Raw genomic sequence first — 18851 nt, 5'->3', positions numbered from 1 at the left:
CGATTGCGCGGCATCATTCGCCCCTGCCCTGTTCAGGATTTTTCCATGCTGCGTCCCCTCTACGCCGTGTTGTTGCTGGTCCTTGCACCACTGACGCATGCCACGCCTCCCCTCGCCACCGTTTCAGAGCGCTCGGGGTTCATTGAAACCGGGCGTTACGACGAGGTCATCGCGTTGTGCGACGCGTTTGCGCGCCAGTACCCCAAGGCGGTGCGCTGCCACACCTTCGGCACCTCGCCGGAGGGACGCCCGATGAAAATGCTGGTGGCCACGACCAGTGGCGCGCTGACGCCGGACCTGGCACGCAAGCGCGGACTTCCCGTCGTGCTGGTGCAGGGCGGCATCCATGCCGGCGAGATCGACGGCAAGGACGCCGGCTTCCTGGCGCTGCGCGAGGTGCTCGAAGGCAAGGCAGCGAGCGGTGCGCTGGACAAGCAGGTGTGGCTGTTCGTGCCGGTGTTCAACGTGGACGGCCACGAGCGCTTCGGCGCATGGAACCGTCCCAACCAGCGCGGCCCGAAAGAGATGGGCTGGCGCACCACCGCGCAGAACTTCAACCTCAACCGCGACTACCTGAAAGCCGACACCCCGGAGATGCGGGCGATGCTGCAGCTCGTACAGCGCTGGGATCCGCTGATCACAGTGGACCTGCACGCGACCAATGGCGCGCAGTTCGAGCACGACATCTCCATCCAGGTGGAGCCCGTGCATGCCGGCGACGCAGGGCTGCGGCAGGCAGGCCTGGCCCTCAGGACGTCGGTGATCGGCGATCTCGCCGCGCAGGGTTCGCTGCCCCTCCCCTACTACCCATCCTTCGTCGTCACTGACGATCCGACTTCCGGCTTCGAGGACAGCGTGGCACCGCCCCGCTTCTCGCATGGCTACTTCCTGCTCCGCAACCGGATCGCGATGCTGGTCGAAACGCATTCCTGGAAGGAGTACCCGGTACGGGTGAAGATCACCCGCAACACGGTGGTGTCGGTACTCGAACAAGTGGCCGCGCACGGCAGCGACTGGCTCGCCAGTGCACGGGAAGCCGATGCCGCCGCCGCGCAACTCGCCGGCCACCCCGAACCGCTGACCTATGCGGCCGCGCCCGCCGCACGTACCGTGGATTTTCGCGGATACGCTTACACGCGGACCCGCTCGGATGTATCCGGCGCACTGATGACGCGCTACGACGAAACGACACCGCAGCTCTGGAAGGTGCCGCTGAAGGATGATGTTCGCCCTGCACTCGTCATTTATGCGCCCGGAGCGGGCTACCTGGTGCCTGCCGCGGAAGCCTCCTGGGTTGCCGATGTACTCAAGACGCATGGCGCGGAGTATCGCTTGCTCGGCAGGCCCTGGCAGGGTGACGTGGCCGCGTTTCGCGCCACGAAAACCAGCTTCGGCAGCGGTCCGGTGGAAGCCCGCCAGCGCCTGACGGTGGAAGGCGACTGGAAGCAGGAAGCACGCAGCGTGCCGGCCGGCACGCTGTTCGTGCCCATCGCGCAGGCGAAGTCGCGCCTGGTCATGGCGCTGCTTGAACCACAGGCGCCCGATTCGCTGCTCGCCTGGGGCCGCTTCAACAATGCGTTCGAGCGCAAGGAGTACATGGAAGACTACGTGGCCGAGAGCGTGGCACGCGAGATGTTGCGCGACCCCGCCGTGAAGGCCGAGTTCGAACGCCGGCTGCGTGAAGACAAAGCCTTCTCCGATGATCCCGCTGCACGGCTCGAATTCTTCTACCGCCGACATCCGTCATGGGACGAACGCTATCGGCTCTATCCGGTATTGCGCGTCGATACGAACCCGTGATGCCCCTATGGGATTGCAGGAGCGGGTCGTCACCCCTCGCACCGCTCCTGCAGAAGATGCTGACCGGAGTCCGTCACCCCAGCCGCATCACACCATAGCGCGGCGCCGCATTGCCGCAGGTGGTGTCGGTGAGCGGCGCCCCCATCTCCGCAAGTACCGCACGCTGCTCCGGGAGCGGCGTGCGCAGGGTCCGCTCTTCGTAGGCAGCCAGTGCCAGGAACGGCGGCAACGCCCAGGCACGCGCAAGGAAGGCGGCGGTACGCGGCCATCGCTGGGCATCGACGTGGTACTTCACGAACACCGCATTGCGGAACAGTGCAGCGATGCTGATGTCGGCGATGGAAATGTCACCGAACAGCCAACCGGCGACGGGCAGTCGCGCTTCCAGGTAATCCAGCGCAACCGGCAGTTCCTCGTCCCGGGCCCTCCGGACCACGTCTTCATCGGTGCCTTCGTTGAACAGGAACCGGCGCACGCCCTTCTGGAAGAACATGCGCCAGACGATCACATCGCCCAGGTAGGAATCCGCGTATTCCTCCAGCCAGCGTGCCTGTGCCCGCTTCACGGGATCGGCCGGATACAGCGACGGCTGCGGAAACCTGTCCTGCAGGTACTCGCAGATCACCGTGGAATCGTTGAGCACCAGGTCGCCGTCGCGCAATACGGGAATGCGACGCAAGGGACTGAGGCGGCTGAATTCCGCATCGCCCACGAAGGGCGCGATCGGATCGATCCGGTACGGAATGCCTTTCAGCTCCAGACAGACCAGCACCTTGCGCACGTAGGGCGAGATGTAGTTGCCGATGATCGTCAGCGGTTCGGACATGCCATTCTCCAGCAAGGACAATGGCAGGGTGGGCACGTCGCGCCTTGCGGTCAACCCAATGCCGTGTCCAGCACCATCATCAGGCAGAAGCCAAGCGCGAGCCCGAACGATGCGATGCCGCCGTGGCCATGCCGGTTCGACTCGGGGATCACGCTGTAGCCCACGGCGATCAGCATGGCTCCCGCCGCAAACGCCAGCCCCCACGGCAGCAGCACCGACGAAATGCCGACTGCCCATGCGCTGGGAATCGCGGCCAGGGGTTCGGCCACGCCCGACAGCGCGCCCAGGAAGACCGCCTTGCTCCGCGCCATGCCCGCCGTCGCAAGCACAAGGGCAACCACCAGGCCTTCCGGTACGTCCTGCAGGGCGATCCCGATCGCCAGCCCGGCCGCACCGCTGAGCGCACCACCGGCCGCCACACCCACCGCCATGCCTTCCGGGATGTTGTGCAGCACGATGGCCAGCACGAAGAGCATCACCCGCGAGGGTACGAGGCGACGCTGTGCGTCCAGTGGGTCGTCGACCAGTCCACGGTCGAGCGCGAGCAACGCGAATGCACCCAGCAGGATCCCGACACTCACGAGACCCGCCGCACTCCAAGGCGAGAAACCCTGCGTTTCCGCCGCCGCCAAGCCCGGCAACACCAGCGAGAACGCCGTGGCCGCCAACATCACGCCGGCCCCGAAGCCGAGCAGCCCGTCTGCCAGCCGCTGCGGAATCGTCCGCATCACCAGCACCGGCAACGCACCGATCGCCGTGGCAGCAGCACACAACGCACCGCCGCGCAGCGCGAGTCGCATGCCGCTCCCCTGCCCGGGCGGCACCAGCCACAGCACCCACAACGCCGCACACACCAGCGCGATGACGGCCGCGATGTAGGGCCAGGCCACCGCGGCACGGGTGTAGGCAAAGGGTCGCAGAACGCGATTCATGCCATGGGTCTCCGGCGCGCGCAGGGTCGTGCGCAGTGCGATGACGGGGATTCGCTGGCTTGCGACCGATACTAACCTCCGCAAACCACATCGTCATCGCAATGCTGAATCGCCGCGATGGGGGCGGCCCATGTCGCGCGATGCGGACTCAGCGTGCCTGGTACTTCCAGTGGCGCATCTTGCCTTCCGCCATCCAAGCGACCGCCTGCGTCAGTCTCCGCTCACGCATATCCGTCCGTTTGGCCCCGATGATCCACTCGATGTAGTCGCGCCGGGCGCTGGGGTTGAAGCCATAGAATGTCGCCTTCGCTTCCGGGTCGCCGGCAAGCGCATCGCGGAGATCCGCCGGCGTGCGCAGCACGGGACGCGCAGCGGCCCTGGCTGACGCGGGCGCCGATGACGCCGCAGGAGTATCGATCAGCGCCATCGCCTTGCGCACCCGTGCAATCAGTTCCTGCCTGGGTGGCAGATCTTCCAGCGACACCAGCTCGCCCAGGCTCCCCATGCCGTCGCGCGCCTTGCCGTCCGTGACCTGCGCGTGCTGCCAGAAGCCGAACGATGCGTGCCGCTTGAACGCCGCCATGTTGCACAGGATGCGGCCGCCGTACTGGAACGACGGCATGCTCCACTTGATGGTCTCTTCCACCTGCGGACACGCCTCGTGCACCACGCTCCGCAAGCGGTCGAGGACCGGGCGCGCGAACTCGGCCGCTTTCGCGATGTAGGCATCCACTCTCGGATCGTGCGACGGCATCCCGGCAGCCTGCATGTCCCGGCGCGACGGGCGCGTGGACGCGAACCGGGACCGCACCACGACCATTTCCGCGTTGACGAACCATTACACCGGCCACCGCTAAGCTTGCGGCCAGCCACGACCATCCCTAGGAGCGCGCGATGTTCCGTCCGCTGTTGATCACCGCCTGCCTGCTGGCACTCACTGCCTGCCAGTCGCCGCCCACTGGCAACGCAGCCCCGACCCAGCCCGCTGCTGCGATCCAGGGGCGGGCGATCTATCTCGAACGCATCGCGCCGCCGCCAGGCGCGACGCTCAGCGTGCAACTCGTGGACAACCAGCTGGCCGATACACCCGCCGCAGTGGTCGCGAGCGCCGACTTCAGCGACCTGAAGGGCCCGCCGTTCGCGTTCACCCTCCCCTATGACCCCGCCAAGCTGCGTCCGAACGGCATGTACGGCCTGCACGCTGGCCTTCGGGACGCGCAGGGCAAACTCTGGTTCGTCACCGATACGCGCGTGCCGGTGACGCCCGGCGCGTCTGCACCGGTTGAATTCCGCATGGTGCGGGCTGGTGGAGATCCGGCTCCTCCTGCGACGGGAACACCCTGGGAGCAGGCCAGGGCACGCGGCAGTGTCTTCCGTGGCATCGGAACCGAACCGGGCTGGTCCGTGGAAGTCGGTGCCGGCTCCACGCCGCGCCTGAGCGCCGACCTGGACTACGGCGAACGCAAGATCGATGTCGCACAGTCCCGGAAGACGGCAGAGGGTTATGTCGGCAGCACCGCCGATGGCCTGGCCGTGTCGCTGACGACGAAGAAGGAAGTCTGCAGCGATGGCATGAGCGACAACGAGTACCCGGCCTCTGCGACCCTGACGGTGGGTGGCAAGGTCTACCGCGGCTGCGGCCGCTTCCTGACGGAATGATCCACGCATGAGTCGACGTTCCCGCGCCCGCCGACAGAGTCGGCAGCGTCTCCCCCTGTTCGCCTTCCTCGCGCTACTGGTGCTGGGTGCGGGCGCCTGGTGGTGGTCCCAGCGCGACGAAGCGCCTGCCGCGCCGGCCATCGCGTCGCATGAAACCGCGGATCCCCGCCACACCAGCGCCGAACTTGCGCTGCCACCGGTCGAGCAGACGCGCCCCGGCAAACTCGCGGGTGACGTCCCCGACATCGCGCCACCCGTCGCCGCGCGATCGGGCGGCGACGGGACGGCGCTTCCCGCCTTCCTGCCGGCCGAGGCCCGGCAGACACTGGCGCTGATACAGCGCGGCGGGCCATTCCCGCATCGCCAGGACGGCAGCGTCTTCCAGAACCGAGAGGGACGGCTGCCACGGCAGTCGCGCGGTTATTACCGCGAGTACACGGTCGACACGCCCGGGCTCGACCATCGCGGTACACGCCGCATCGTCACCGGCGGCCAACCACCGCGCGAGTACTACTACACCGACGACCACTATGAGAGCTTCCGCCGGTTCGAGATCGGCAACGGAACCCTGCCATGAGCGAATCCGGTTTCGATCCCGGCCTGGCCGATCCCACGCGCGCGGGCGTCTTCTTCGTTACCGAGGATGATCTCGATCCGCTGGCAGCGGTCGGCCGCGATGCCGGGCTGCTGTCGCGCCGGATCGACCTGTCAGGCTGCGACAGCAAGGGCGCCCTGCTGTTGCGCATCGCCACGGTGCTGGACTTCCCGCAATCCTCCGGGCGCAACTGGGATGCTCTGTCCGACAGCCTGCGCGACCTGTCCTGGCTGGAGGCACCCGGTTACGTCCTGCTCTTCGAACAGGCCCACGAATTGCGCGAACGCACCGAGGCCGATTTCGACACCCTGCTGGACATCCTGGACGAAGTCTCGCAGTTCTGGACGTCCAACGAGGTCCCGTTCTGGTCGTTCATCGCGCTGCCCGAGGAAGATTTCCCCGACCTGCAATAGGTTTTCCCGACGGCAACCGCGCCGATCTGCGAAAATGCCGCATGCTCGATTTCACTTCTCTTCCGCTGGCACCCGGCCTGCAGCAGGGTGTCCAGGCGCTGGGTTACGCCCGGCCGACCCCCATCCAGGCCCGCAGCCTGCCCGCCATCCTCGATGGCCGTGATGTCATCGCGCAGGCACCCACCGGCAGCGGCAAGACCGCTGCCTTCGGCCTGGGCCTGTTGCACCGGCTCGATGTCGCCACGGGGCGCACGCAGGCCCTGGTGCTGTGCCCGACCCGCGAACTCGCCGACCAGGTGGCGCAGCAGGTGCGCAAACTGGCCGTGGGCATCCCCAACCTCAAGGTGCTGACGCTGTGCGGCGGCATGCCGCTGGAACCGCAGCTGCGCTCGCTCGAAGCGCACGACCCGCACGTTGTCGTCGGCACGCCTGGCCGCATCCAGGAACTTTTGCGCAAGAAGGCGCTGCACCTGGGTGGCATCCGCACGCTGGTGCTGGACGAGGCCGACCGCATGCTCGACATGGGCTTCGAGGAGCCGATCCGCGAGATCACCGGCAAGACGCCGAAGGATCGCCAGAGTCTGCTGTTCTCGGCCACCTTCACCGACGCCATCCGCGACATTGCCCGCAACACCTTGCGCGACCCGCTGGAAGTCACGGTGGACGCGCCACAGGAACAGGCGGTCATCGAGCAACGCTTCGTGCGCGTGGAACCGGAGCGCAAGCAGACAGCGCTGGCGGGCCTGCTGGCGCAGCGCGGCGTGGAGTCGTGCGTGGTGTTCTGCAACATGCGCAAGGACGTGGACGAAGTGGCTGGTTCGTTGCAGCACTTCGGCTTCTCCGCGCTCGCCCTGCACGGCGACATGGAACAACGGGACCGCGACGAAGTGCTGGTGCGCTTCGCCAACCGCAGCTGCAACGTGCTGGTCGCCAGCGACGTGGCCGCACGCGGACTGGACATCGAGGATCTGGCGCTGGTCGTCAACTACGACATGCCCAGCGACGCGGATACCTACGTGCACCGCATCGGCCGCACCGGCCGAGCGGGCCGCGATGGCTTGGCGATCAGCCTGTGCACGCCGCGCGAACTGCCGCGCGCCGCCGTGATCGAGGAACGCCTGGGCGCGCCGCTGTTGTGGGACCGCAATGTCCCATCAGCCCCCAAGGCCAATACCGCGCCGCCCGCCGCGATGACCACGCTGCGCATCGACGCCGGCAAGACCGACAAGCTGCGCCCCGGCGACGTGCTCGGCGCGCTGACCGGCGATGCCGGCCTGTCCGCTTCCGTGATCGGCAAGATCAACGTCTTCGCCACGCGTACCTACGTTGCGGTTGCACGCGAGAAGGCCGGCGCGGCGCTGGCGCGACTCAACGCCGGCAAGATCAAGGGCCGCAGCTTCCGCGTACGGAAGCTCTGAACCCGTCGTACGGGCGAAAGCCGGGACCCATCTTGCTGTTGATTTTCCGGCCGAGCGGCCAGAACTGTCTTGCTGATGGTCACTGGATTCCAGCGTGCGCTGGAATGACGACATCGGTTGAAGGTGCACGACCATCCATCGCGCCCGCGTGCATCATCTGGCGAGCACGCAAACAAAAACGCCGGTGCTTGCGCACCGGCGTTTTCTTGAACCGTAGGGTTCAGCGCTGGATTACAGCGGCTGCACCTGGTCGGCCTGCATGCCCTTCTGGCCCTGCACGGCGACGAAGGAGACCGCCTGGCCTTCCTTCAGCGACTTGAAGCCATTGCCCTGGATCGAGCGGAAGTGCACGAACAGGTCGGGGCCGCTCTGCGGGGTGATGAAGCCGAAGCCCTTGGCGTCGTTGAACCACTTGACGGTACCGGTCTGACGATCAGACATCTTTACTAACTCCTGAAACATGGATGAAAGGACCACAACCCCGGGGAAACCGGGACGGGACTGGGTTTGCAGGCGTTGGTAAAGCGGGAAGATGTAGCAGATGTATCTACCGCATCAGGCTCACGATTCACGGTGACCCTGGCAAGCACAGTGCCGGCACTCTACCGGGGTTTCAGGAGAAAAGCGAATCCTTCCCGCCCAAAAGCTGAACAGGGATGTCCGGGCGGTCCGGTTGACCGGCTGCCGGCATTCGGGGGGGGCGCCCCTCCATGCGGCGTATCATGACGCCCCCTTGCCCGAACCCCCACCATGGCCCTCAAGTCCACCGTCGTCAAAGCCGAACTCCAGATCAGCGACATGGACCGTCATTACTACGGTGCCCACGGCCTGACCCTGGCCCAGCACCCGTCGGAGACCGACGAGCGGCTGATGGTGCGCCTGCTCGCCTTTGCGCTGCTGGCCGAAGACCGGCTGGAGTTCGGCAAGGGCCTGAGCAACGAAGAAGAACCCGACCTCTGGCGCAAGGATTACACCAGCCTGATCGAGCAGTGGATCGACCTGGGCCAGCCGGACGAGTCCCGGATCCGCAAGGCCTGCGGACGTGCCCGCGAGGTCGTCGTGGTCAACTACGGCGGCCGCGCGGCCGATCTCTGGTGGGACAGGAACGCGGCGCTGCTGGCACGCCATCGCAACCTGACCGTGCTCGACATAGCGCCCGAGGCGGTAGACGCCCTCACCGCGCTGATGGTGCGCAGCATGCGGTTCAACGTGATGATCCAGGACGGCGAGATGCAGTGGATGACCGACGATCGCGTGGTCAGCGTCATCCCGGCCATTCGCCAGTCGGGGCTCGCGCGGGCCGCCTGAGCGCATGGCGCCCACCCACGACGTACTGGTGATCGGCGGAGGCGCGGCCGGTCTCATGACCGCACTCACGGCGGGCCAGCGTGGCCTGCGCGTGCTGGTCATCGAACATGCCAACAAGGTCGGGAAGAAGATCCTGATGTCCGGTGGCGGGCGCTGCAACTTCACCAATACCGGCACCACGCCTGCCAACTTCCTGTCGGCCAATCCGCATTTCTGCAAGTCGGCGCTGGCGCGCTACAAGCCGGGCGATTTCATCGGAATGGTCCAGCGCCATCGCATTGCCTTCCACGAGAAGGAACTGGGGCAGCTGTTCTGCGACGTGTCGTCCAAGCTCATCGTGAAGATGCTGGTGGACGAATGCGTCGCCGCAGGCGTACGCATCGAGACGGGCTGCAGCGTGCAGCAGGTCCGCCACGACAGCGGCGTGTTCCGCATCGATACGCCACTGGGCCGTTTCGCAGCACCATCGCTGGTGGTGGCCACCGGCGGCCTGTCGATCCCCAGCATGGGCGCCACCGGCTTCGGCTACGAACTGGCGAAGCAGTTCGGACATGCCGTGCTGCCCACGCGTGCGGGGCTGGTGCCGCTGACGCTCAGCGGCAAACACCAGGAGCGGCTGGCCGACCTGAGCGGCGTCGCGCTCCCGGTTGAAGCCCGATGCGGCAAGGCGCGTTTCCGCAACTTCATGCTGCTGACCCACCGCGGTATCAGCGGTCCGTCGATCCTGCAGATCTCCTCGTACTGGCAGCCGGGCGATGACCTGCGACTGGACCTGCTGCCCGACCACGACGCGCTGGACTGGCTGCAGTCGCAGCAGAAACAGCGCCCCGATGCCGAACTGAAGACGGTCCTCTCCGACGCGCTGCCGCGTCGCTTTGCCCAGCGCCTGTGCGAGGTCTGGCTACCCAACCGGCCGATGAAGCAGCTCAACACGCCGCAACTCAAGGAAGCGGCAGCGCTCCTGGCTGGCTGGCCGCTGGTCGCCAGCGGCACCGAAGGCTACCGGACGGCGGAAGTGACCCTCGGAGGTGTCGACACCGATGGCGTGTCCAGCAGCACGATGATGTCGAAGCACGTGCCAGGCCTGTTCTTCGTCGGCGAAGTCCTCGACGTCACCGGCTGGCTGGGCGGGTACAACTTCCAGTGGGCCTGGGCTTCGGGCCACGCGACGGGCATGGCGGTCTGACGCACTGCGGCGTTCCTGTCCCGACCGCCTTTGTTAGCCTTTGGAAACCGGTGTCATCACAGGTATTCCATGCGTCCGTTCCGCCCCGCTCCTTCCTCGCGCCGCGACTTCCTGCGGCAGCTCACCGCTACCTCCGCAATAGCGGGCCTGATCGGCCCCGGGCTGTTCACCGCGCAGGCGGCCTCGCGGTCTTCACGTGCCACTACGCGTAGCGGACGCATTGCCGGTACCGTGGATCGCGGCATCCACGTCTTCCGCGGCGTGCCCTACGGGGCCGACACCGCTATCCGCCGTTTCCAGCGCTCGGTGCGCGAAACCGCGTGGACGGGTACGCGCGATGCCACCCGCTTCGGCGCATCCGCACCCCAGCGCGGCGATGCCGACGGACAGCCCGTCAGCGAGGACTGCCTGTTCCTCAACGTGTACACCCCAGCGCTGCGCGATGGCGGCAAGCGCCCGATCCTGTTCTACATCCACGGCGGCGGCTACAACAACGGTTCCGGCTCCCACCCGCTGTACGACGGGGTGAACCTGTGCCGCCACGGCGATGTGGTCGTGGTGACCGTCAACCACCGGCTCAACGCGTTCGGCTACCTCTACCTGGGCGAGAGCGGCGACGAGCGCCTGCGTGACGCCGGCAACGTGGGCCAGCTCGACCTGATCGACGCCCTGCGCTGGGTGCGCGAACACGCGCACGAGTTCGGCGGCGATGCGGGCAACGTCACCGTGTTCGGCCAGTCCGGGGGCGGCGCCAAGATCGCCACGCTGATGGCGACGCCGGAGGCAGATGGTCTCTTCCACAAAGCAATGACGATGAGCGGCCAGCAGGTCACCGCTGCGGGTCCGCGTGCGGCGGCGCAGCGCACCGCGCTGTTCCTCGCCGAACTGGACCTCGGCCCGCGCGACACCGATGCGCTGCTGGCGATGCCGATGGCACGGCTGCTGGACGCCACGCGCGTGCGCGATCCGTCGCGAGTGGAGAACACCGCGCTCTACTTCGGGCCCGTGCTGGACACCCACAACCTGCCGCGGCATCCGTTCTATCCCGATGCACCTGCGCAGTCGGCGCGCATCCCGATGATCATCGGCAACACGCGCGATGAGACCCGCGCGTTCCTCGGTAACGACGAAGCGAACTTCGCGCTGACCTGGGAGCAGTTGCCGCAGAGGCTGCGCGAGCAGCAGTACGTGGACCTGTCGCCGGACGTGGTGATCGCCGAGTATCGCCGGCTGTATCCGGACTACACGCCGTCCGAGGTGTTCTTCGCAGCCACCACCGCGGGCCGCTCCTGGCGCGGCGCCATCATCGAGGCCGAGGAGCGGGCGAAGCAGGGAGCACCCGCCTGGGTCTACCAGCTGGACTGGCGTTCACCGGCCGAAGGTGGACGCCTGCGCGCCTTCCACACGCTCGACATCCCGCTGGTGTTCGACAACGTGGCGGCTGAGGGGTCGAAGACCGGCGACGACGCGCGTGCGCGCACGATGGCATCGCGCATGAGCGACGCCTTGATCGCCCTCGCCCGCCATGGCGACCCGAACCATGCGGGCCTGCCGGCGTGGGCGCCGTACACCCTGCCGCTGCGGCAGACGATGGTGTTCGACGACAAATCCAGCATGCAGGACGATCCCCGCGGCGCAGAGCGCCGGCTGTACGAGCGCGTGCCGTTCCTCCAGCGAGGCACCTCGTAGGGTGGGCCTTGGCCCACCATCGTGTCGCATCTGCTCGCGCGGAGGATGATCGGCGGCTCGACGCGCGCCGCGTCCGACCCCGTGCGACGGTGGGCCAAGGCCCACCCTACGATTGCATGACTTCCGCAGCGATCTCGAACGAGCGCAAGCGCTTTTCGTGGTCGAAGATGTTGGCCGTCAGCATCAGTTCGTCAGGGCGGTGCCTCTGGATGAATTCGGCGATGCCCTTGCGCACGGTGTCGCGGCTGCCGACGACCGCACAGGCCAGTGCCTGCGCCACGCCGGCTTTTTCGTGCGGCTCCCAGTATGTTTCGATGTCGTCGATCGGCGGTGGCACCAGGCCGGCACGGCCTCGCCGCAGGTTGACGAACGCCTGCTGCTGGGTGGTGAACAGGTATCTGGCCTCCTCGTCCGTTTCCGCAGCGACGACGTTCAGCGCGAGCATCGCGTGAGGTTTCGCCAACCGCTTCGACGGACGGAAGTCGCGGTGATACACCAGCAGCGCCTGGTCCATGGCATCGGGTGCGAAGTGGGAAGCGAACGCGTACGGCAAGCCGAGCGCGGCCGAGAGCTGTGCACCGAACAGGCTGGAGCCCAACAGCCATACCGGCACGTCGAGGCCCGCGCCCGGCACGGCACGCACCGCCTGGCCCTCCTGTACCGGCTCGAAGTAACGCAGCAGTTCCTGCACGTCCTGCGGGAACTGTTCCGCGCTGTCGAAATAGCGGCGCAGCGCACGCGCCGTCGCCTGGTCGGTGCCCGGCGCACGGCCGAGACCAAGATCGATGCGGCCCGGATACAGCGATGCCAGTGTGCCGAACTGCTCGGCCACCTGCAGCGGCGAGTGGTTCGGCAGCATGATGCCGCCGGCACCCAAGCGGATCGTCGACGTTGCACCTGCAACGTGCCCGATCAGCACCGCCGTCGCGGCGCTGGCGATGCCCGGCATGTTGTGGTGTTCGGCCAGCCAGTAGCGGGTATACCCCCAGCGCTCGGCATGCTGCGCCAGATCGCGCATATGCACGAACGCCTGGGTAGTATCGCTGCCCTCGCAGACAGGCGCGAGGTCGAGGAGCGAGTAAGGGATCATGGGGACACCGGCAATGACGATGCCATCGTCATGGGGACGCGGGCGATCCGGTTCCACCCTGTGGCATGGGATGCTGCATCCCGCCTAGCCCAGCAGGTCGAACGGCCCGCCCTGTTCCAGCGCACGCTGGTAGGCAGGCCTGGCGTGGATGCGCTGCAGGAATCCGGCCAGGTTCGGATAGGCCTCCAGTCCGGCGCGTACCGCCGCCGCTTCGACCGGAAAACTCATCTGGATGTCGGTTGCGCTGAACGCGTCCCCGGCGAACCACGGCGCCTTGCCCAGTTCGCTTTCCATGTAGCCCAGGTGGAGTTTCACCTGCGGCCCGACGAACGTCCGCATCGCCTTGTCGGCGATACCGCGCGCGATGGGACGGGCGAAGAACGGCATCGGCGCCTTCTTCAGGCGGGAGAACACCAGGCTGAGCAGCATCGGCGGCATCGCCGAGCCTTCCGCGTAGTGCAGCCAGTAGCGGTAGCGCAGATGCTCGGCGGTGCCCGGCGAGGGCGCGAACCGGCGCGCGGTGTCGTAACGCTCCACGAGGTACTCGAGGATCGCGCCGGATTCGGCCAGCACGTGCTCTCCATCCACCACCACGGGCGACTTACCCAGCGGATGGATCTTCCTCAGCGCCGGCGGCGCGAGCATGGTCTGTGGATCGCGCTGGTAACGCACCACCGTGTAGTCCAGCCCCAGTTCCTCGAGCAGCCAAAGCACACGCTGGGAACGGGAGTTGTTGAGATGGTGGACGGTGATCATGCCGGTGCTCCATGGGGGTGGGCCATGCTACCGCGCCTCTCATCCCTGTTGGAGCGACGTCAGTCGCGACCGCACGGCCAACACTCGCGGGAACGAACACTTAACACCGAGCCCTCGCGCCTGGAGCGGAGTCACGCACGGCCGCTGCATCCGGTCGCGACTGACGTCGCTTCTACAAGGAAACGATGCGACTCAGGAGCTGCACGACAGCATCGAACAACCCGCGCGATCGCGTGCCCAGTCGGGGCGACGCCCGGCATAGCGTTCGCGACCCGGCTGGTCGTCGTACGGCCGGCGCATGACGTCCAGCAGTTCATGGACGCCGGACAGGTCGCCCGCTTCCGCCGTATCGATAGCCTGCTGCGACAGATAGTTGCGCAGCACGTAGCGGGGATTGGCCAGCCGCATGCGCTCGCGGCGCGTGGCGGCGTCGAGCACGTCGTCCGCACGGCGGCGCGCATAAGCGGCAAGCCAGTCGCGCAGCCCAGGCGCGACGGTCTCACGCTTCCTCGCGTTATAGAACGCGTCATCGAAGGCCGACAACGAGGCATCCGACAGGTCCGCATCCATCAGCGCACGGAAGAACAGTGTCATGTCGACTTCGCCTTGCTGCAGCAAGCCCTGCAACACCGTCATGCATTCGATATCGTCGTCACGGCACTCGGCCAATCCCAGCTTGCGCGCGATGGTGTCGTGGTCGGCCCGCGCGTAAGCATCAGCGAAGCGCTGCAACCCTTCCTGCAGGGCCTCCACTCCGTCGAGCAGCGGCGACAGCGCCTGCGCGAAGCGGCTCAGGTTCCAGCCCGCGACGCGGGGCTGCCAGCCGAAGCGATAGCGACGGCCCTGCGCGTCGGTCGTGTTCGGCGTCCAGTCCGGGTCGTAGTCGTCGATCCATCCGTACGGGCCGTAGTCGATGGTCAGGCCGAGCACCGACATGTTGTCGGTGTTCATCACGCCATGGACAAAGCCCACGCGCATCCAGTGCGCCACCATCACCGCCGTGCGTTCGCAGACCTCGGCGAACCACGCGGCGTACAGCGTCTCGCCTTCCCCCGCCAGGTGCGGAAAATCGCGCCGGATCGTGAAGTCCACCAGTGTGCGCAGCAGGTCCGTCTCGCCGCGCGAGGCCGGCAACTGGTAATGGCCGAAGCGCAGGAACGACGGCGCAACGCGGCACACGATCGCGCCAGGCTCGGGTTTCGGATGGCCGTCGTAGAACATGTCGCGCACGACCGGCTCGCCCGTGCCGACTAGGCTCAGGGCCCGCGTGGTCGGGACGCCGAGATGGTGCATCGCCTCGCTGCACAGGAACTCGCGGATCGACGAGCGCAGCACCGCACGACCATCCGCGGTGCGCGAATACGGTGTCGGCCCGGCACCCTTAAGCTGCAGCTCCCAGCGTTCGCCACGCGCACTGACCACCTCGCCCAGGGTGATCGCGCGCCCGTCGCCCAACTGCCCCGCCCAGTTGCCGAACTGGTGACCACCATAGTTGCCGGCATAGGGCTGCATGCCCGGCAGCAACGCGTTGCCGCCGAAGACCCGGGCGAAGTCGGGCGATGCGACATCGGCTTCGCCCAAGCCGACCAGCGCCGCCACTTCCGGCGAATGCGCCAGCAACACCGGCGCGGCAACGGGCGTGGGGTCCACGGCCGACCACAGTGCGCCGCGGACTTCACGGCGTCGCGGGGAGCGTTCCGGATCGCCCGGCAGTTCGTTGACGTAGCGGTTGTCGAAATGCAGCGCGTGCATGCCGCTCACGCGGCGTCGGCCGCGTCGTCCACCAGCGGCGTGAGGTCGGGGCGCACGGCGACGCGCTCATCGAAGACGAAGCACGCACCGTCGTAGCCGAAGCCTCCGACCTGTTCGAAGTAGCCCAGGATGCCGTCGTCCAGCTGCAGCACGTTGTCCATGCCATCAGCCTGCATCCACAGCGCGGCCTTCTCGCAGCGGATGCCGCCGGTGCAGAAGCTGACCACGGTGGCGTCCCTCAGCACTTCGCGATGCGGTTCCAGCGCCGCCGGCAGGTCGGTGAACTTGTCGATGGGCAGCGTCAGCGCACCGGCGAACGTACCGTAGGCGATCTCCTGCTGGTTGCGGGTATCCAGCATCACCACGCGACGGCCGTCATCGTCGTGTCCCTGTTCCAGCCAGCGGGCCAGCGTGGGTGGTTCGACGACGGGGGCCCGCACGTCTTCCGGCGTGGTGCCGGGACGACGGAAGCTGATGATCTCCGGCTTCACCTTGACCTTGAGGCGCGCGAACGGTACCTGCCGGCTGGTGCTGTACTTCACCCGCAGGCCGGTGAAGCGCGCGTCTTCGCGCAGCGGGGCGAGGAAGGATTCGATTGCGTCGGCGTCGCCGGCCAGGAACAGGTTCACACCCTCGCCCGCCACCAACACCGAACCCCGCAGCGAGAGCGCCTCGGCGCGCGCGCGAAGCGTCGAGGCGAATGCCTCGGGATCGTCGATGGGCGTGAAATGGTAGGCCGCGATGTTGGTGATCATGCGCTGATTTTACCGCCCCCCGGCGGCTCGCGCCTCAGAGCAGCATCCAGGGCAGGGCGAGGGTCAGCACGATGATCGCGACCATCGCCGCCAACACCCCCACTACATACAGGGGCCGCGCGCGCACCTGGCCTGCGAAGGTCTCCGCACGCCCTTCGCGCTCCGCTGCAGTGCGGTCCTCACGCGCCTGCGTCCGGCGCCGGGCCTGGTAGTCCGCCATCAGGACCTTGGCCCGCGCCAGCTGGTCGACATCTTCGATCCACAGTCCGCCAGCGGAAATCCCCCACGGACTGGGTTGCGTCTCATAGAAGTCGATCGTGTTCGCGCGCAGCAGGTCGCGCACATCGTCGGCCTCGTCGCCGGGCACGTTGCGCAGATTCAGGAAGAGTTTCGCCATGCTGCCAGTGTAACCGCTGCGATCCAGGCCACCCGGCAGCCGGATGCGTTACCCTGCGCGCCTTTCGCCCCTTGGATGAACCCCCGATGCGTTCCCTGCTGCTCGCCGTTTCGCTGTTCCTGCTCGCTGCCTGCAACGCCCCCGCCCCACCGCCAAGCGGCAGCGTCGCCGAACTGGAACGCATCGACACCCTTGCCGGTACCGGTGCCGTGGCGACCAGCGGCAGTGATGTCACTGTCCACTACACCGGCTGGCTGTATGACGAGAACGCCCCGCAGCGGCGCGGCTTGAAGTTCGACAGTTCCGTGGATCGCGGCCAGCCCTTCACCTTCCTGCTCGGTGCCGGCCAGGTCATCCGGGGCTGGGACGAGGGCGTGGCCGGCATGAAGACCGGTGGCAAGCGCACGCTGCGGATCCCCGCCGACCTCGGCTACGGCAGCAATGGCGCCGGTGGCGTGATTCCGCCCGGCGCATCGCTGGTGTTCGACGTGGAGCTGCTGGACGTGAAACCGCACGAGTGAGCGCCGCGTCATCCCCGTAGGAGCGACGTGAGTCGCGACCGCACGGCTTGACCACCAGGGGCGGGAGTTCGTGCGCGACGTGGAAGGTCTGCTTGCCTTTATTTGTCGCGGTCGCGACTTCCGTCGCTCCTACAGAAACGCGGACTACTCCACCGGTGCCAGCCGCAGGTCGTGGAAATCGAAGCTGAAATCGGTCAGCGGCGAGATCGCTTCCATCCGGGCCTCGTGGATGCCGCCGTCCGGTTCCAGCGAGAACGTCAGGAAGGCGTCGGCGTTGAGCCAGCGCTCGCGCCAGCGCACCACGAAGGTGTCGTGCTGCCACGGCTGCAGGTCGCCCACCAGTTCCGGCGTACGGCTGAAACGCAACACCAGGCCCTCGCCTTCCTGCGTTACCACGACATCGCCATACCACGGGTCGCGCAACGTGCCGGCGTATTTCGCCAACGGCAACGAGGGCTTCGACGTGGCGTCGCGTGCGGCCTGCAGCTTTTGCCAATACTCGTCGGCGTTGCCCTTCGCCTGCGCAACCTGGGCCTGATAGGCAGCCAGCCAGTCGGTGCCACTGTTCGCCAGGTACGCGTCCAGCACCTTCAGCGTGATCGCGTTGAAGGCGGCACCGACTTCCTGGTTGGTGAGAACCACCACGCCCAGCTTCTGCTCCGGCACCAGCGTCACCCGCGAGACCATGCCTGGCCAGCCGCCGGTGTGCCAGACCAGCTTGCGACCCTGGAAGTCGGACACCATCCAGCCTTCACCGTAACCGAGGAAGTTCGGCTTCGCCGCCTTCAGCGCCTCCACCTTCGGCTCGGTGATCGGGATCGGCGTGACCAGCGACCACATCGCCTTCTGGCGGGCGGGCGTGAACAGCGCGTGCTCCCGACCCTGCGCGTCCCGATAGGTGCCGCGGGCGAGCTGCGCGTTCATCCACTTCGCCATGTCGTTGACGCTGGAATAGATGCCGCCCGCGCCGGCGACATTGCGCCACGTCATCCGCGGCGCCGGCTGCAGCGCGGTGAAGTCCGCCTTGGCATGCCCGGTGGCGACGTTGTCGCCCGGCTTCAGTGCGTCGCTGTTGTAGCGCGTCTCGCGCATGCCCAGCGGCTGGAAGAAGCGCGTGCGCAGGAACTGCTCGTAGGACTGGCCACTGGCCTGTTCCACCACCAGCTGGGCCACGCCGTAGAGGATGTTGTCGTAGGCATAGCGCTCGCGGAAACCGCCGTTGAGCGGCACGTCACGCAGGCGTTCGGCTACTTCGCGGTTGCTGTAGGTGGTGGTGGGCCAGTACAGCAGGTCGCCCGCGCCCAGTCCCAGCCCGCTCCGGTGGACCAGCAGATCGCGGATGCGCATCTCGCGGGTGACGTAGGGGTCGGCCATACGGAACCATGGCAGGTGGTCGATGACGCGATCCTCCAGTTCCAGCTTGCCTTCGTCGGCCAGCATCGACAGCGATGCCGAGGTGAAGGCCTTCGTGTTGGAGGCGATGGCGAACATCGTGCGAGCATCGACCTTCGCCGGCTTGCCCATCTCTCGCTCGCCCCAGCCTTTCGCCAGCACGACCTGGCCGTCCTTCACCACCGCCACCGCGATGCCTGGGACATCGAACGCCTGGCGTACGGATTCGACATAGGCGTCCAGGTCCTGCAACGCAGGCGGCGGCGTGGCCTCCTTCGCCACGACGCCGGTGGCCACAAGGCCGAGCAGCCAGAGTGCGCGGCCCGCAGCCGCCATCAGATTCGAACGCATCGCATGCCCCG

General features: G+C 67.2%; 19 protein-coding genes. 9 read left to right on the top strand and 10 right to left on the bottom strand.

Annotated elements, in window-relative coordinates; genetic code table 11:
- Positions 1-45 precede the first annotated feature (45 nt).
- On the top strand, positions 46-1800 hold the full coding sequence (locus FB548_RS13580; RefSeq protein ID WP_142125312.1) for a M14 family metallopeptidase: 1755 nt from the start codon (positions 46-48) through the stop codon (positions 1798-1800).
- A gap of 73 nt (positions 1801-1873) precedes the next feature.
- On the opposite strand, the gene FB548_RS13575 is transcribed toward FB548_RS13580, so the two are convergent.
- From FB548_RS13575 to FB548_RS13565, 3 genes are all read right to left on the bottom strand, one after another.
- Positions 1874-2626, bottom strand: a complete 753-nt coding sequence (locus tag FB548_RS13575; RefSeq protein WP_142125311.1) for a glutathione S-transferase family protein — start codon at positions 2624-2626, stop codon at positions 1874-1876.
- A 50-nt stretch (positions 2627-2676) separates the two neighbouring features.
- Positions 2677-3558: a ZIP family metal transporter gene (locus tag FB548_RS13570; RefSeq protein ID WP_142125310.1), complete on the bottom strand. Its 882-nt coding sequence runs from the start codon at positions 3556-3558 to the stop codon at positions 2677-2679.
- Between the two features lie 148 nt (positions 3559-3706).
- Positions 3707-4291: a YdeI/OmpD-associated family protein gene (locus tag FB548_RS13565; RefSeq protein WP_255470559.1), complete on the bottom strand. Its 585-nt coding sequence runs from the start codon at positions 4289-4291 to the stop codon at positions 3707-3709.
- A 161-nt stretch (positions 4292-4452) separates the two neighbouring features.
- On the opposite strand from FB548_RS13565, the gene FB548_RS13560 reads away from it, so the two are divergent.
- Genes FB548_RS13560 through dbpA form a run of 4 tightly spaced genes read left to right on the top strand, consistent with a single transcriptional unit; the run spans position 4453 to position 7643 of the window.
- The gene (locus FB548_RS13560) at positions 4453-5217 is read left to right on the top strand and encodes a YbaY family lipoprotein (RefSeq protein WP_142125308.1); all 765 of its coding nucleotides are present in this window, start codon (positions 4453-4455) and stop codon (positions 5215-5217) included.
- Positions 5218-5224: 7 nt separating this feature from the next.
- A complete protein-coding gene (locus FB548_RS13555) occupies positions 5225-5794 on the top strand; it encodes a ribonuclease (RefSeq protein ID WP_255470558.1) in 570 nt (189 codons plus the stop codon).
- A complete protein-coding gene (locus FB548_RS13550; RefSeq protein ID WP_142125307.1) occupies positions 5791-6225 on the top strand; it encodes a barstar family protein in 435 nt (144 codons plus the stop codon). The genes FB548_RS13555 and FB548_RS13550 overlap by 4 nt, the downstream gene beginning before the upstream one ends.
- Positions 6226-6266: 41 nt before the next feature.
- Positions 6267-7643, top strand: coding sequence for an ATP-dependent RNA helicase DbpA (gene dbpA, locus FB548_RS13545; RefSeq protein WP_142125306.1), 1377 nt, complete (start codon positions 6267-6269; stop codon positions 7641-7643).
- A 231-nt stretch (positions 7644-7874) separates the two neighbouring features.
- On the opposite strand, the gene FB548_RS13540 is transcribed toward dbpA, so the two are convergent.
- The gene (locus FB548_RS13540) at positions 7875-8084 is read right to left on the bottom strand and encodes a cold-shock protein (RefSeq protein WP_055942770.1); all 210 of its coding nucleotides are present in this window, start codon (positions 8082-8084) and stop codon (positions 7875-7877) included.
- A 309-nt stretch (positions 8085-8393) separates the two neighbouring features.
- Here FB548_RS13540 and FB548_RS13535 point away from each other — a divergent pair, with 309 nt between their 5' ends.
- The 3 genes from FB548_RS13535 (at position 8394) to FB548_RS13525 (ending at position 11826) form a co-directional block, all read left to right on the top strand.
- Positions 8394-8951, top strand: coding sequence for a YaeQ family protein (locus tag FB548_RS13535; protein ID WP_142125305.1), 558 nt, complete (start codon positions 8394-8396; stop codon positions 8949-8951).
- A gap of 4 nt (positions 8952-8955) precedes the next feature.
- Entirely contained in the window at positions 8956-10137 is a 1182-nt protein-coding gene (locus FB548_RS13530) for an NAD(P)/FAD-dependent oxidoreductase (protein ID WP_142125304.1), read from the top strand.
- 69 nt (positions 10138-10206) lie between these two features.
- Entirely contained in the window at positions 10207-11826 is a 1620-nt protein-coding gene (locus tag FB548_RS13525; protein ID WP_142125303.1) for a carboxylesterase/lipase family protein, read from the top strand.
- 106 nt (positions 11827-11932) lie between these two features.
- Here FB548_RS13525 and FB548_RS13520 read toward each other — a convergent pair whose 3' ends face one another.
- From FB548_RS13520 to FB548_RS13500, 5 genes are all read right to left on the bottom strand, one after another.
- On the bottom strand, positions 11933-12916 hold the full coding sequence (locus tag FB548_RS13520; RefSeq protein WP_142125302.1) for an LLM class flavin-dependent oxidoreductase: 984 nt from the start codon (positions 12914-12916) through the stop codon (positions 11933-11935).
- An 84-nt stretch (positions 12917-13000) separates the two neighbouring features.
- Complete coding sequence (locus tag FB548_RS13515) at positions 13001-13672, bottom strand: glutathione S-transferase (RefSeq protein WP_142125301.1); 672 nt, start codon at positions 13670-13672, stop codon at positions 13001-13003.
- 192 nt (positions 13673-13864) lie between these two features.
- Positions 13865-15424, bottom strand: a complete 1560-nt coding sequence (locus tag FB548_RS13510) for a YdiU family protein (protein WP_142125300.1) — start codon at positions 15422-15424, stop codon at positions 13865-13867.
- Between the two features lie 5 nt (positions 15425-15429).
- On the bottom strand, positions 15430-16179 hold the full coding sequence (locus FB548_RS13505) for a sulfurtransferase (RefSeq protein WP_142125299.1): 750 nt from the start codon (positions 16177-16179) through the stop codon (positions 15430-15432).
- Between the two features lie 34 nt (positions 16180-16213).
- Positions 16214-16576 carry a DUF6164 family protein gene (locus FB548_RS13500; protein ID WP_142125298.1) on the bottom strand — a complete coding sequence of 121 codons (363 nt, stop codon included), beginning with the start codon at positions 16574-16576 and terminating at the stop codon, positions 16214-16216.
- Between the two features lie 86 nt (positions 16577-16662).
- Between FB548_RS13500 and FB548_RS13495 the strand changes: the two genes are divergently transcribed.
- A complete protein-coding gene (locus FB548_RS13495) occupies positions 16663-17097 on the top strand; it encodes an FKBP-type peptidyl-prolyl cis-trans isomerase (RefSeq protein WP_142125297.1) in 435 nt (144 codons plus the stop codon).
- Between the two features lie 144 nt (positions 17098-17241).
- Here the strand turns inward: FB548_RS13495 and FB548_RS13490 are convergent, their stop codons facing one another.
- Positions 17242-18840, bottom strand: a complete 1599-nt coding sequence (locus FB548_RS13490; protein WP_255470557.1) for a serine hydrolase — start codon at positions 18838-18840, stop codon at positions 17242-17244.
- Between the last annotated feature and the right edge of the window lie 11 nt (positions 18841-18851).

The organism is Pseudoxanthomonas sp. 3HH-4, assembly GCF_006716465.1.
In the GTDB taxonomy this organism is placed as follows: Bacteria; Pseudomonadota; Gammaproteobacteria; order Xanthomonadales; family Xanthomonadaceae; genus Pseudoxanthomonas_A.
Note: the sequence above shows the minus strand (reverse complement) of the source record. Positions and strands in the feature narration are given on the sequence as shown.